This window comes from Pseudomonas sp. MYb118 (assembly GCF_040947875.1).
GTDB lineage: Bacteria > Pseudomonadota > Gammaproteobacteria > Pseudomonadales > Pseudomonadaceae > Aquipseudomonas.
In genome coordinates this window covers 533,170-547,285 of the sequence record NZ_JBFRXN010000004.1, presented here as the reverse complement: position 1 = coordinate 547,285, position 14,116 = coordinate 533,170, and the positions used below count along the sequence as shown (strand labels likewise).

Annotated in this window: 9 protein-coding genes; all 9 read right to left on the bottom strand. The window is 63.4% G+C overall.

The features are described from left to right. Positions 1-1,521: 1,521 nt before the first annotated feature. The gene (locus ABVN20_RS28510) at positions 1,522-2,841 is read right to left on the bottom strand and encodes an OprD family porin (protein ID WP_368559124.1); all 1,320 of its coding nucleotides are present in this window, start codon (positions 2,839-2,841) and stop codon (positions 1,522-1,524) included. A 164-nt stretch (positions 2,842-3,005) separates the two neighbouring features. After that, positions 3,006-3,839 carry a phosphodiesterase gene (locus ABVN20_RS28505; protein ID WP_368559123.1) on the bottom strand — a complete coding sequence of 278 codons (834 nt, stop codon included), beginning with the start codon at positions 3,837-3,839 and terminating at the stop codon, positions 3,006-3,008. Between the two features lie 23 nt (positions 3,840-3,862). Next, positions 3,863-4,894, bottom strand: a complete 1,032-nt coding sequence (locus ABVN20_RS28500) for an ABC transporter ATP-binding protein (RefSeq protein ID WP_368559122.1) — start codon at positions 4,892-4,894, stop codon at positions 3,863-3,865. After that, positions 4,891-5,685 (bottom strand): ABC transporter permease, encoded by a 795-nt coding sequence (locus ABVN20_RS28495; protein WP_368559121.1) that lies wholly within the window; start codon positions 5,683-5,685, stop codon positions 4,891-4,893. Before ABVN20_RS28495 ends, ABVN20_RS28500 begins: the two co-directional genes overlap by 4 nt. After that, the gene (locus ABVN20_RS28490) at positions 5,682-6,503 is read right to left on the bottom strand and encodes an ABC transporter permease (protein WP_368559422.1); all 822 of its coding nucleotides are present in this window, start codon (positions 6,501-6,503) and stop codon (positions 5,682-5,684) included. Before ABVN20_RS28490 ends, ABVN20_RS28495 begins: the two co-directional genes overlap by 4 nt. 48 nt (positions 6,504-6,551) lie before the next feature. Then, on the bottom strand, positions 6,552-7,556 hold the full coding sequence (locus tag ABVN20_RS28485; RefSeq protein WP_368559120.1) for an ABC transporter substrate-binding protein: 1,005 nt from the start codon (positions 7,554-7,556) through the stop codon (positions 6,552-6,554). Beyond that, on the bottom strand, positions 7,540-8,559 hold the full coding sequence (locus ABVN20_RS28480) for a LacI family DNA-binding transcriptional regulator (protein WP_368559119.1): 1,020 nt from the start codon (positions 8,557-8,559) through the stop codon (positions 7,540-7,542). The genes ABVN20_RS28485 and ABVN20_RS28480 overlap by 17 nt, the downstream gene beginning before the upstream one ends. 141 nt (positions 8,560-8,700) lie before the next feature. Then, positions 8,701-12,369 carry a translocation/assembly module TamB domain-containing protein gene (locus ABVN20_RS28475; RefSeq protein ID WP_368559118.1) on the bottom strand — a complete coding sequence of 1,223 codons (3,669 nt, stop codon included), beginning with the start codon at positions 12,367-12,369 and terminating at the stop codon, positions 8,701-8,703. After that, entirely contained in the window at positions 12,366-14,093 is a 1,728-nt protein-coding gene (locus tag ABVN20_RS28470; protein ID WP_368559117.1) for an autotransporter assembly complex family protein, read from the bottom strand. The genes ABVN20_RS28475 and ABVN20_RS28470 overlap by 4 nt, the downstream gene beginning before the upstream one ends. Positions 14,094-14,116 lie beyond the last annotated feature (23 nt).

The following is a 14,116-nucleotide window of genomic DNA, read 5'->3' as shown; positions in this document are numbered from 1 at the left end:
TAACGACCTTCGCGAGCAGGCTCGCTCCCACAAAAGATCAAGATCAAAAGCCGAGCACGCCCCCCTGTAGGAGCGAGCTTGCTCGCGATGGTAGCCCAGACACCACAGGCATCCAGACAGCCCGCGTCATCGTTAACGACCATCGCGAGCAGGCTCGCTCCCACAAAAGATCAAGATCAAAAGCCGAGCACGCCCCCCTGTAGGAGCGAGCATGCTCGCGATGATAGCCCAGACACCACAGGCATCCAGACAGCCCGCGTCATCGTTAATGACCATCGCGAGCAGGCTCGCTCCCACAAAAGATCAAGATCAAAAACCGAGCACGACCCCCTCCCTGTAGGAGCGAGCTTGCTCGCGATGGTAGCCCAGACACCACAGGCATCCAGACAGCCCGCGTCATCGTTAACGACCATCGCGAGCAGGCTCGCTCCCACAAAAGATCAAGATCAAAAGCCGAGCACGCCCCCCTGTAGGAGCGAGCATGCTCGCGATGATAGCCCAGACACCACAGGCATCCAGACAGCCCGCGTCATCGTTAACGACCATCGCGAGCAGGCTCGCTCCCACAAAAGATCAAGATCAAAAACCGAGCACGACCCCCTCCCTGTAGGAGCGAGCTTGCTCGCGATGGCAGCCCAGACACCGCAGGCATCCAGACAGCCCGCGTCATCGTTAACGACCATCGCGAGCAGGCTCGCTCCCACAAAAGATCAAGATCAAAAGCCGAGCACGCCCCCCCTGTAGGAGCGAGCTTGCTCGCGATGGTAGCCCAGACACCACAGGCATCCAGACAGCCCGCGTCATCGTTAACGTCCATCGCGAGCAAGCCCGCTCCCACAGAAGATCAAGATCAAAAGCCGATCACCACACCCTGTAGGAGCGAGCATGCTCGCGATGGACGAGCGGACACCGAGGGGTGTCAGGCCGCCAACGTCACCGTTAACGACCATCGCGAGCATGCTCGCTCCTACAGAAATAGAAACAGAAACAAAGCCGCGATCCCACAGGCGACGCAGATTGCCCCGTCGGAAGGCCGAGTGGAGGTTCTGCGCAGTGGGTAACCCGGCATGGATGCCGGGTTAGCCGCCCTCGGCCAAGGATGGCCGATGGCGGCGCGCCCACGGAGCAGGACCGGAGCGAGGGAACCCGGAGCGCCAGCGAAGGGCCGTACGTCAGGGGCGTGGCGTTTTGGTTACTTTGGCGCGACAAAGTAACCCGCCGTAAGGGCGGAACCCTTAGGCAGCCGTTACCGCAGAAACGGATATGTACACCCGTAAGGCCGCCATCGCGGGCAAGCCAGCTCCTACAGAGCCCCAAAGTCACCCGCCGTAAGGGCGGAACCTTAGGCAGCCGTACCGCAGAACCGGATATGTACACCCGTAAGGACGCCATCGCGGGCAAGCCCGCTCCCACATAGTCACCCGCCGTAAGGGCGGAACCTTAGGCGGCCGTTGCCGCAGCAATGGATACGTACACCGTAAGACGCCATCGCTGGCAAGCCAGCTCCCACAGGTTTGGTAGTTACAACAACGGAATCGAGTAACTCACAAACACCCGATTCTGATCCTGGTCGCGAGCCACCTCGCTGCGGGAGACGCCGTTGCGCCAGCCAAAGCCCACGTTCTTCAACGGCCCGCTCTGAATCACATAATCCAGCGAGATATCGCGCTCCCACTCACTCGCGTCATGCCCGCTGGTGGTCTTGATGTTGTCACCCTTGAGGTACATGACCGACGCCTTCAACCCCGGAACACCCAACCCGGCAAAGTCATAGGCGTATTGCGCAAAAGCCGTGCGCTCGCCGGCCTGGATGAACGTCTGCACGGTCCGGTCGGTATACAGATAAAGGCTCGCCCCACCTTCGCCCTTGCCCACCAGCCCACCCTGATTGAGTTGGACAAAGTTACTGTCGTCGGAAACGCTCTGATAACCGGCGGTAATGGCATGGCTACCCAGGGAATAGATGAACGCCGCACTCCAGGTGTCGTTATCAATTTCCCCGCTGCCATCTTTGGTATAACCACTCAACTTGTAGCCACTGGCACGGCCGGCGGCGTTGCCGTTCTTGCCATCGGAGGTGGTCTTGAAATAACGCAGGTCGGTTTTCAGCGAGCCGTATTCACCCAGCGGCAATACATGCAACAACCCGGCGAAGTGTTGTTGGTAATAGTCTTCAAGATTGGCGTAGTAATACTGCGCCGTCAGGTCTTTGGTCAGTTTGTAGTCGCCACCGGCAAAGGTGAATTTATTGCTTTCCTGGGTGCCACCCGCCACCGCCAGGCCGGAGCGGTCGCTGGAACCACGGCCCGTGGCATGTTCCAGTTGGCCGGCGGTGAAGGTCAGGTTATCCAGTTCGTTGCTGGTGATCTGCCCACCCTCGAAGGTCTGCGGCAGCAGGCGGCCGTCGTTGGCCACCAGGATCGGCAACTTCGGCTGCAAGGTGCCGTAGCGCAACTCGGTCTTGGAGAAGCGCACCTTGCCCGTCGCGCCGAAACGGCTCCATTCGTCCGCCGCTTTGTCGCCATCGTTGGGGATCATCGAACTGCCGACATGCCGCCCTTCGCCACTGTCCAGCGTGATACCCAGCAAGCCGATGGCATCGACACCAAAACCAACGGTGCCTTCGGTAAAGCCCGACTGATAGTTGAGCATGAAGCCCTGGCCCCACTCTTCAGTCTTCGACGGCGCCGCCGTGCCATCACGGTTATCGTTATTGAAATAGAAGTTACGCAAGTTCAGGTTGGCCTTGCTGTCACTCAGAAAATCAGCGGACGCCAACGGGCTCAAGACCATGCCCAAACCGCCGGTCAATACACTCAATACTTGAAACGAGACTTTCATCAGGGCGAACTCCAGCGCAGAAGCCATGTTCTGTGCACAGTAAAAAAGACAGCAGGAAGCGCCCGGCCAACTAAGGATTTGGCCGGTGCGCGGATTCATCTTTGCGATAAACGTTGGATAACTGCTTTAAGTGCCTGTTGTTAAAACCTCCCGGTTTTCCAAGGTCAGTCGATCAATCCATCAGCGTCATAAAACGGATAAGGCCCGGCGAACTCGCCAAACACGGCGTTGTGGGTCACCAGGCCCTGTTGCGGGTGCCAGTGATGCAGCAGGTAGCCCGCTGGTTCCAGGTTGAAGTGGGCCGGGGCCGACTCCTGAAAATCCAGCACGATCTGGTGGGACGTGCCGGGGCACACGCAACTGATCGAGCCGCCGAAACGGCGCTGCATCGGCCGGTGCAAATGCCCGCACAGCAGGCGCTCGACCTGCGGATGGCGGGCGACGACGGATTTCAGCCCGGCGGCATTGATGAACGGCTCACGGTCCATGTGGCCAATACCGGTGATGAATGGCGGGTGATGCAGAATCAACAGCGTCGGCACGTCCGGGCGCCGCGACAGTTGCGCATCGAGCCAGAGCAACTGGCTGTCCAGCACCTGGCCACCGTGTTGCCCTGGAATGGTCGAGTCCAGCCCGATCAGGCGCACCGGGTGCTCTTCCACCACCCAGTCGAGCGGTGCGCGGGCGTTGATCGGCAGGTAAGCGTGCTGGGCGAACTCCGCCAGCAGATGCTCGCGCACGTCATGGTTGCCGGGCACCAGGTAGAACGGCATGTGCAGGCGCGCCAGTTCCATGCCGAGCACGGCGTACTCTTCCGGGCGACCAAAATCCACCAGGTCGCCACTGATCACCACGATGTCGGGGCGTGGCTGGCTGGCGTTCAGATGATCGACCGCACGGCGCAGCGCGCCCAGGCAATCGACCACGCCGTAGGTCAGCTTGTGATCGGCTTTCAGGTGCAGATCGCTGATCTGCGCAACAACAAACGGCTTGTTCAAGATAAGAGCTCTGGGCAAAGACATTACGAATGCAGGGTGAACAAAACTTGCGGCTCGACGGCCAGGGCGATCAGCGCGCCCGTGGCATGCACGACGTGCTCGGCGCTGTCGACCAGCAACGGCTGTGCGCCACCGACGTCGACCAGCAGGCGACTTTGCGCCCCCTGGAAAAACTGCCCGACCAGGCGCCCATGCAAATGCCCACCCTCGTCCATCACGCGCAAATGCTCGGGGCGGCAATACACGGTCGAAGGCGCCTGTGCGCCCTTCCACGGCAATTCGCCGCCGTTGACCTTCAAGCCATTGCTCGTCGATTCGAGCACCGGGAAGGCATTGAGGTTGCCGACAAAACCGGCGACGAAGGCGTTGGCCGGCTGCTGGTAGATGTCGCGGGGGGTGGCCAGTTGCGCGACGCGACCGCGCTCCATCACCAGGATCCGGTCCCCCAGCGCCATGGCCTCGCCCTGGTCGTGGGTGACGAACACCGAGGTGATGCGCAGGCTGCGCAGCAGTTGGTCGAGTTCGCTGCGCAGGCGTTCGCGCAGTTGCGCATCCAGCGCCGCCAGCGGTTCATCGAGCAGCAGCACCCGCGGCCTGGGCGCCAATGCCCGGGCCAGGGCGACCCGTTGGCGCTGGCCACCGGACAGTTCATGGATGCGCCGTTGGCCGTGGTCCTGCAACCCGACCAGTTCCAGCAGTTCGGCGCAACGCTTGTTGCGTTCGGCAGCTGACAGGCCGCGAATCTTCAGGCCGTAGACAATGTTGCCGGCCACATCCAGGTTGGGAAACAGCGCATAGTTCTGAAACACCATGCCCACGTCGCGGCGCTCGATGGGCAGGCGCGTGACGTCGTTGTCGCCGAAGAACACCTGCCCGCTGTCCGGGCGCTCGAGGCCGGCGATCATGCGCAGCGTGGTGGTTTTGCCACAGCCCGACGGGCCGAGGATTGCCAGGGTCTCCCCGGCTTCGATGGTCAGGTTGAGGTTTTCTACAGCAACGGTGCCGTCAGAGAATGCCTTACGGCAGCCCTGCAGGCGAATGGGGGTTCCACTCATCGACGCTCTCCACGGGAAAGTCGGGCACTGATGGCCTGCAACGCAATCAACAGCGGCACGATCATCAACAGGAATATCAGGGTGTAGGCACTGGCCACTTCCAGGCGCGCCGAGGCGTAGCTGTCGGCCAGGCCCACCGGCAGGGTCTTGGTCATGGGGGTGTGGAGCATCCAGGTCAGGTTGAACTCACCCAGCGACAGGGTGACGACCATCAGCACCCCGGCAAGGATCCCCGCCCGGCAATTGGGCACCACCACGCTGAAGAAACGCTTGATCGGCCCGGCGCCAAGGCTCGCCGCCGCTTCCTCCAGCGTCGGCAGTTGCTGGCGCTGCATCACGGCCATGACCGGGCGCACCAGGAACGGCAAGGTGAACAGCACATGCCCGACCAGGATGAACAGCCAGCTGCGGCGCAGTTCGCCGAACTGCCCGTAGGTCAGCAACAGGGCCAGGGCACTGGCGAGGCCGGGCATCGCCACCGGTAGCACCATCAGCTCTTCGAAGGCCCGGCTGAAGCGGTTGTTCATGCGCACCAGGGCATAGGCCGCCGGCACGCCGATCACGCAGACGCACACCGCACAGGCCACGGCCAATTGCAGCGACAGCCAGACCGTCGGCGAATAGGCCTGCCAGACCTGGATCAGCCAGTCGAACGTCAGGCCGCTGGAGACGCCGACAAAATAGTTGCGGGTCAGCCCGGCCAGCAACGACAGCAGCACCGGCACCAGCATGAAGGCGCAGACCAGCAGGGTAAAAAGCAGTTGGGCGAAAAACAGTGTCGAGCGCTTCACAGGACCGTCCCCGATTGCTTGGCCAGCTTGCGGGCCAGCAACAGCACCGCCCACGTCAACGCCCCTAGGATCACCGACAGCGCGGCGGCCACGGTGAAGTTGGCGTAGTTGGTGAACACGTTGTAGATCGCCACGGGCGTGACATTCAGTTGCGTGCCAAGGGTGAACGCGGTGCCAAAGGCGCCCATCGAGGTGGCGAAACAGATCGCCCCGCACGACACCAGCGCCGGCGCCAGCCCCGGCACGATCACGTCCCACACCACCCGCCAGGAACCGGCGCCCAGCGAGCGCGCGGCCTCCTCCAGGCTGGTGTCGAGGCTTTCACAGGCGGCCATCACCGTGAGGATCACCCGCGGGATCGAGAAGTACAGGTACCCCAGGAACAACCCCACCAGCGAGTAGGCGAACACCCAGCGTTCGCCGGCCAGCTGCATGCCCAAAGTGGCGAACAGGCCTTGGCGACCGGCCAGCAGGATCACCAGAAAACCCACCACTACTCCAGGAAAGGCCAGCGGAAAGGTCAGCAAGGCCACCAGCGCCGAGCGCCCGAAGAATTGCTGGCGCGCCAGGAACACCCCGCTGATGCCGCCCACCAGCAAGGCCGCGAACGTCACCACCAGCGCCAACACGCAGGTCTGCGCCAGGCTGCCCAGGTATTGCGCGCTGCCCAGCACTTGCCAGTAGCCGCTGGCGCTGCCTTCACGTGATTGCCCGCCGAGCACCATCAACTGCGCCAATGGCAGCAACCAGAACGCCAGCAACACTGCCGCCGCCGGGGCCAGCGCCCAGGCAGCGGTCGGACGCAGGCGCCGCCAGATATCACGGCCAGGCGAAACGCCCAGCGCGCTGAGCCGCACAGTCGTCACTTACTTGACCTCGCTCAGGTAAAGCGCGGCGAAGGCTTCCTGCACCGCGGCCATTTTTTCGTAGTCGACCACGCCAGCGCGGGCATAGTCGCTGTCCGGCAGGAACTGCGCGGCGACGTCAGCCGGCATCTTCATCTGCCGCACCGGGCGCAGGTAGGCCTTGGCCCACAACGCCTGGCCTTCATCGGACAGGACAAAATCCAGCACCTTCTCGGCGTTGCCCCGGTGCGGCGCGTTGCCCACCAGGCTCATCACGTAAGGCACGCTGACACTGCCTTCCTGGGGGATGACGAACGCGACGTTGGCCTTGTCCTTGTAGCGGGCGCGGTAAGCGTTGAAGTCGTAGTCGACCAGGATCGGCAGCTCGCCCGACAGCACCCGCGCATAAGCGGTCTGTTTCGGCACGATGGGCGCGTTTTTCGCCAGTTTGCGGAAGTAGTCGATGGCCGGCGCGAAGTTGTCCAGGTCGCCGCCCATGGCACGGTTGATCGCCACCGCCGACACGTAGCCGACGAAAGCGCTGGATGGATCGAGGTAACCGACCATGCCCTTGTACTCAGGCTTGAGCAGGTCAGCCCAGCTCTGCGGCACCGGCAAGCCACCCAGGGCATCGACGTTGACCATGATGCCAAGGGTGCCGGAATGAATCGCGAACCAGTGGCCCTGCGGGTCCTTCAGGCCAGTGGGAATCTGCTCCCAACCCTTGGGTTTGTAGGTGCCGACCACGCCGGCCTTCTGCGCCTGTAAACCGAAGGTCACGCCGTAATACACCACGTCCGCCACCGGAGCGGCCTGCTCGGCCACCAGTTGCGCCAGGGACTGGCCGGAGTTCTTGTTGTCCAGCGGCACTTGCACGCCGGTGCTGTCGGCGATCGCCTTGAGCTGCGTGCCCCAGTCCGCCCATTCCGGCGGGCAGTTGTAGCAGATCGCGGTTTCGGCAGCCTGGGCCAGGCTGGCCAAGGCGCACAGGCCTAAGGCCGCCAGGGTTTTAGTGAAGCGGATCATCGAGCGACTCCTTGTAGGGTTGAGTACTTTCACCCGGCCGGACATGGCAAGGCAGGCAATGGGAAACCGGGGCGGCACCGGCGATCTGCGCCAGCAATTGCTCGATCACGGTGCTGGCCAGGGTGGCGATCGGCTGCACCACCGTGCACAGCGTCGGGTGCATTTGCGTGCCCAGGGCAATGCCGTCGAAACCCACCACCGACAGTTGCTGCGGCACGTTCCAGCCATTGCGGCGCAGTTCGGCGATCAGGCTGATCGCCAGCAGGTCGTTGGAGCACACCAGTGCGCTGGGGGCCTGGGGCCCGGACAGGAACGGTTCGAGGGCGGCGAAATCGGCCTGGGTATGTGCCGGCATTTCGATCACCGGCAGGCTGCCCAGGCCCTGTTCGGCCATGGCATCGCAGTAACCGGCGTAACGCAGGCGTGCGCGGTCCGACTGCAACGCGGGGCCGGCGACCATGCCGATGCGCGTGTGTCCGGCGTCCAGCAGGTAACGTGTGGCCAGGGCCATGCCGTTACGGTTGTCCACCGACACCGCGCTGTACTCCGGGTTGCCCGGTTGGTGATAGGCCAGCACGAAGGGTGTGTCCTCACTGGCCAGGCTTTGCAGCACGCGATTGCTTTGCGCATCGGTAACGGTCAGCACCAGCCCGTCGACCCGCTGGCGCAGCAGTTCCTCGACCACCGCGCTTTCGCGCTCGCTGTCGTAGTCGGTGGTGGCCAGCAGCAGGTTGTAGCCACGCAGGCGCGCCGCCTGTTCCATGGCCTGGAACTGTTCGGCGAACACCGGGTTGAGCAGGTTGGGCACCACCACCCCGATCAGGTTGGTGGTTTGCAGGCGCAGTTGGCGGCCCAGACGATTGGGCCGGAAACCCAGTTCGCGGGCGGCGGCGAACACCTGCTCGCGGGTCGCCGGGCGCACCACTTCCGGGGAAGCGAAGGTGCGCGCAGCGGTCGCCCGGGACACCCCGGCCAGTCGTGCAACATCTTTCAAATCGGTCATTGTCACTCGCTTGAGATCGTTCTCATTGGCGAGGACCTTACTCAGCGAACATGGCGTTCACGCGATAGATGAATGACAGTTTGATGTCAGGCAGGACCGCGACGCCGCCAGCGGCGACGCGGTTTCCTTGGGAAAACGGGCCTAGAAATCCCGCTTGTAGAAGATGTCCAGCGAGCTGGCTACGCCGCCCGCCGCTTCGAGATAGACCTTCTTGCTCAGCTTGTAGCGCAGGGCGATGGTGTTGGCCGGCTCGAACACGCCGACGCCATAACGCAGGCTGAGTTTTTCCGAAAGGTTGCCGCTGGCCACCACGCTGGTGGTGTTACCGCTGCCTTCGGTGTCGAGCTGGAAGTCGTCGATGCCCAGGTCGCTGGCCAGCTTGCCGGTGACCCCGGAACTGCCCATCAGGCCCAGCCCCAGCGCCGCCTGCGCGAGCATGTTGTTGTCTTCGCCGGTGGTGCTCAGCGGACGCCCCAGTACCAGGTAGGACAGGGCCTGCTCCTGGCTCATCGCCGGTTCCGAGAAGATCTGCGTGGTCGGCTGCTCGGCGCTGCCGCTCAGGCGAATGCCGGCGATCACGTCATCGGTCTGGCGAATCGCTTCGATATCCAGGTACGGCTGGTCGATGGGCCCGGCAAACAACAGGCGTGCCCGGCGCACGCTCAGGCGCTGGCCGTAGGCGCGATAACGCCCGTCGTTGAGCCACAGTTCGCCACGGGTGTCGAGGTTGTCGCCGATGTGCACGTGGCCCTGCACGTTGGCGGTCAGGCCGAATCCGGCAAAGCTCAGCTTGTCCTCGCCGACCTGCACGTCAATGTCCATTTTCATGGCCACCGGCGGTTTGCCCTCTTCGGTCTGCTCGCCGATGATCACCGCATCATCCGACAGCTTGACCGTCGATGGCGGCAATTCGCGCACGGTGATTTCGCCGCGAGGCACACGGACCTTGCCGGCGACCGCCAGTTCTTCGCCCTTCATCGAGATTTTCAGGTCCGGCTCGACCTCGAGCTTGGCGTAGGGCTCGACCGTCACCGGCAACTGCGTGCCCTTGAGCGCCAGGTCCACTACCAGCGCCTGGCCCCAGGCAATGTCGCCGCTGAGGCTGCCCTGCCCGCTCTTGCCGCTTTTCCAGCCACCGTTCAGTTGCACGGTTTCGCCGGCGATGAGCGCTTGCACCCGCAGGTCTTGCAGTTCCATCGGCAACTCGGGACCAGAGACCTCGCCATCGCTGAGCAACAGATTGCCGTTGACCAGCGGCGCCATCAGCGTCCCGGCGAGGGTGCCGCTGCCGTTGAGGCGTCCGCCGATTTTCTCGACCATTGGCACGAACGGTCGCGCCACCGACAGATCGAGGCCACTGAGGCGGAACGAGCCATTGAGCGGTTTGTTCTTCGCCAGCGGATTGATCTGCGCCTGTACGTTCAGTTCGCCGAGCTTTTCACCGACGAAGTTCAGCTCGCTGTCGATGCGCTTGGGCGTGAGTTTGCTGTTGAGCCGCAGGGTCTGGTAGGGAAAGTCCAGCCACTGGTCCTTTTCCTTGATACGCAAGGTGCCGCCGCTGGCATCCAGGCTGATCACGCCATTCGGGCCGCTGGCCGGCAGGTCCAGTTGCACGTCAGCATTGAGCACGCCCTTCCAGGCGAAATCCTTGGGCAACCACTGCGCCAGACTCTCGATGGGGAATTGCTTGAGGTGATAACGCAGCTTCGGCTCCGGCATCAGACGCTGGTCCTCGCCGCACAGGCTGGCCGCGCCGGACATCCAGCAATGGGCGCCGAAGTTGATCTTGCCGTCGGCCAGCCGTTCGAGTTTCGCCGGGCCTTGCAGCCTCCAGTCCTGGCCACCGGCCTGGATGTCACCGCTGGCCAGGCGCCCGCGCCAGTTGCCCTTGTCCAGTGCGCCATCGAGGCCCAGGGCCAGTTTCAATTTCGGGCCTTGCAGGTCGAGGGTCAGCTGCTGTTTCCTGATATCGCCCTGGCCGCTGGCGGTCAGCGTGCCCAGCGCGGTGTCGCCGACCTGGATACCGCTGCCCTTGAGATCGACTTTGGCTCGCTGCGCATTGTCGAGGGTGGCGTCGAGGTTGAGGCTTTGCAGGCGGTTGTCCTGAAACGCCAGTTGCGTGCCCTGCAGCCCGAGTTTGCCCTGGGGCGCCTTGAGCGTGCCGGCGAGGTCGATCCGGCCATTGAGTTGCCCGCGCAGCTGTGGCCAGAGCTGGGCCAGGCGCGGCAGCTTGAGATCCACCTGCCCGGCGAGTCGCTGGTGCAGGCTGCCCTGGCCGCTGATGCTGTTATCGCCCAGGCGCACTTGCAGCGCGCTGAGGTTCCATTGCTCACCACCGCCATCGGCCTTGGCCTGGATCACCGCAGGCTGGCCCCGCAGTTTGCCCTTGAGGTCGAGATCGGCATTGAGGCTGAGCGTGTCGTTTTTCAGTTCACCTTTGCTGCGCAAGGGGCCGGCCAGCACGCCTGGCAACTCGGCGACCCAGTACGCCGGGTTGATGGCCGACAGGTCGAGCGCAGTGTCCCAGGCAATGCCATCGGCAAATTGCAGGTTCAGGTGACCTTCGGCCTTGCCCTGCCCGGCTTCGAGCTGGATCTGTTGCAGATGGATTGTCGTCAGGTCGCCGGCGAATGGGCTGCTCAGGCTGAATGCCCCGGCCGGGCCATCCAGGGCGGCCTTGAAATTGCCCAGGTACTGACCGTCGGTGTAGGAGACTTCGCCGTTGAAGCGGCGCAGGGTCACGTCCGGTTCGTCGATCAGCGGATACAGGCGATGCCAGGGGAAATCCAGCCAGTCGACGTTCGCCGTGGCGCTCAGGCCCTTGCTCCAGTCAACGACGCCCGTGAGCTTGAGGTGTTGCTGGTCGCTGGCTGTGAGGTCCAGCCCGGCGATTTGCGCACCGTTGGCGTCGACCTTGCCTTGCAATGCCAGCGCGACCGGGCCCTGTTCAGCCGGCAAAGTGGCATTGCCGCGCAACTGATAGCCGCTTTTCAGGTCGCCTTCGCCGGTCAGTTCCAGCTGGTTGAGTTGCAGGGTGTCGGGCAGATCGGCGCTGGGCTTGAAGCCATCCGCCGTGATGCGCACCTTGGCCGGCAGGTTTTCCACCAGCGGTTGCAGCTCGCCGCTCAACTGGCCTTCGAGGTAACCACTGCTGTCGGCGTTGAGTTTCAGGGTGTCCAGCAGGTCGCCGTCGACGTTCAGGTCCACGGTCCAGGGCGCCGGGGTGGCCAGGCGCAGTTGACCCGCTGCGCGCAACGGCCAGTTGCCAGTGGGTTGCAGCAGGCCGGACAGTTTCAGGCTGATGTCGTCCCGTTGCAACTGCACCGCGTCGATCTGCATGCCCTGAGCGGTCCAGTGCGCCGCCAGTTGCAGGCCCTTGAGTTCCTCGCTGCCGTTGAACAGCAGGCGACCGACCTGCACGTCGCCCAGTTCCAGGGCCAGTGGCAACTTCAGGTCCGGCAGGCTGATCGGGCCGCTGCCGCCCTCTTCCGGCCCCGGCGGGAATTGCAGGCTGACCTGATCGGTCTTCAACTGTTCGATGCACAGGGTCATGCGCGTCAGGCACAGGGGCGACCAGGCGAAAATCACCCGGTCCAGCTCAACCCGGCTGGCGTCCTGCTGCCACAGCAGATGATCCGCGCTCCACTGCCCACCCAGGCGGCCCTGGAAATTCTCCACCGACAAACCCGGCACCAAGCCCAGCGCCCAGCGGCTGCCCGTCGCCGTGCCCAGCACGGTGGTGACGGCCAGCAGCAACAGCATCAGCAGCGCCAGAATCGCCAGCAGGGAAATTTTCAAACCACGCTTCACAACTCGGGCCCCATGGAAAAGTGCAATCGAATGCCGCCGTCATCGTCCATTGCGTGGGCCAGGTCGAGGCGGATCGGCCCCACCGGCGAAACCCAGCGCACGCCGATACCGACCCCGGTCTTGAGGTTGGGCAGTTCGAGTTTGTTGAAGGAGTTGCCCTGGTCGATGAACGTCGCGACCCGCCATTTTTCGGCGATGGAATATTGATACTCGACGCTGGCGGCCACCATGTAGCGGCCACCGATGCGGTCGCCCTCGGAGTTTTCCGGCGACAGGCTCTGGTAGTCGTAGCCACGCACGCTCTGATCGCCACCGGCGAAGAAGCGCAGCGACGGCGGAACCGACTTGTAGCCATTGGTAGCGCTGCCGCCGACCTGCATCCGGCCCAGGAAGCGGTGTTTGTCGAAGACCGTGGTCAGGCCTTTGACCAGGGCGGTGCCATAAAGCAGGTTGTTGTCCGACCCCAGGCCCACTTTGGCGACCTTGGTGTCGAACTCCAGGCGATAGCCGTTGTGCGGGTCGATGCGGTTGTCGCTCTTGAGGTACGAATAGCTCACACCGGGCATCAGCAAAGTGCTGAGCCCGGAGTCGTCACCCAGGCGATATTCTTCGCGTTGCCATTTCAGCGACACCACCCGCTGCCAGCCGCTGGGCAACTTGCTGTGCCACTCGGGGCCCAGGGTCAGCAATTTGCTGAGGCTGTCCTTGTCGGCGATTTCTTCGTTCTGATAACCACCGGCGAAACGCAGCTTGTCGGTCAGCGGCGGGTCCAGTGGAATGTCGTAGAACACCCCGACGTTCTGCCGCGGTGCGGAAATTTCGGTTTCCCAGCCATAGCTGTGGCCCTGGGGGTTGACCCAGTGTCGGGTCCAGTTGGCCTTGACCCGCGGGCCGACGTCGGTCGAGTAACCCAGGCCGAGCCCCATGGTGCGCGGTTTGCGGGTCTCCAGTTTGACGTCCACCGGGATCACGTCTTCCTTGGACGCGGTCGGCGCCGCGTCAACGCGCACGCCTTCGAAATAGCCGCTTGATTGCAGGTTGCGGTTGAGTTCGGCGATCAGCTCGGAGTCGTACGGCGTGCCCGCCTTGAACGGCACCATGCGTTGCAACAGGTCTTCGTCGAACGGTGTGTCACCCTCGAAACTGACTTTGCCCAGGGCATAACGCGGGCCGCTGTCGTACACCAGTTCGATATCGGCGACACCCGCGCGCGGGTCGATGGCCAGTTTCTGCCGGGTTAAACGGCCGCTGAAGAAGCCATAACGCGACGCCTGGTTCTGGATCAGCCGCTTGGCGTCTTCGTAATGCCCATGGTTGAGCACCGCGCCGGTTTTCAGCGCCGCGCTTTTCGGGACCTTGAAGGCTTTCAGCGAGGCCGCCGGGCCGTCGATGCGCACCGTGACTTCGCGCAAGTGGATCGGCTCGCCGGGTTCGATATTAAGGATCAGGCGCGGATTCTTGCCGCCCTTCACGTCGCTGTCGATCTGCGGCTGGTAATAGCCCAGGGCCTGGGCAGCCTTGCGCGCCTGTTCCTCGGCGCCACGGCTGAAGCGCAGCAAGGCTTCTTCGTCGCGATCGCCGAGGCTGCCGATGTAGCCTTCGATATTGGCTTTCAGCTCGTCGTTGGACGGTTTGATCCGCACATCCAATTCACTTTGCGCCAACGCCGCGCAGCTGGTGAACAGCATCAGCACGGCGCTGGTGATTCTTCCTGGAAACGTCATAGGCGCGGATGCTAACACGAGCT

Excerpts from the sequence above, each read along its gene's own strand:
- ABVN20_RS28510 (WP_368559124.1), bottom strand. The coding sequence starts at position 2,841 with ATGAAAGTCTCGTTTCAAGTATTGAGTGTATTGACCGGCGGTTTGGGC.
- ABVN20_RS28500 (WP_368559122.1), bottom strand. The coding sequence starts at position 4,894 with ATGAGTGGAACCCCCATTCGCCTGCAGGGCTGCCGTAAGGCATTCTCT.
- ABVN20_RS28485 (WP_368559120.1), bottom strand. The coding sequence starts at position 7,556 with ATGATCCGCTTCACTAAAACCCTGGCGGCCTTAGGCCTGTGCGCCTTG.
- ABVN20_RS28480 (WP_368559119.1), bottom strand. The coding sequence starts at position 8,559 with ATGACCGATTTGAAAGATGTTGCACGACTGGCCGGGGTGTCCCGGGCG.
- ABVN20_RS28470 (WP_368559117.1), bottom strand. The coding sequence starts at position 14,093 with ATGACGTTTCCAGGAAGAATCACCAGCGCCGTGCTGATGCTGTTCACC.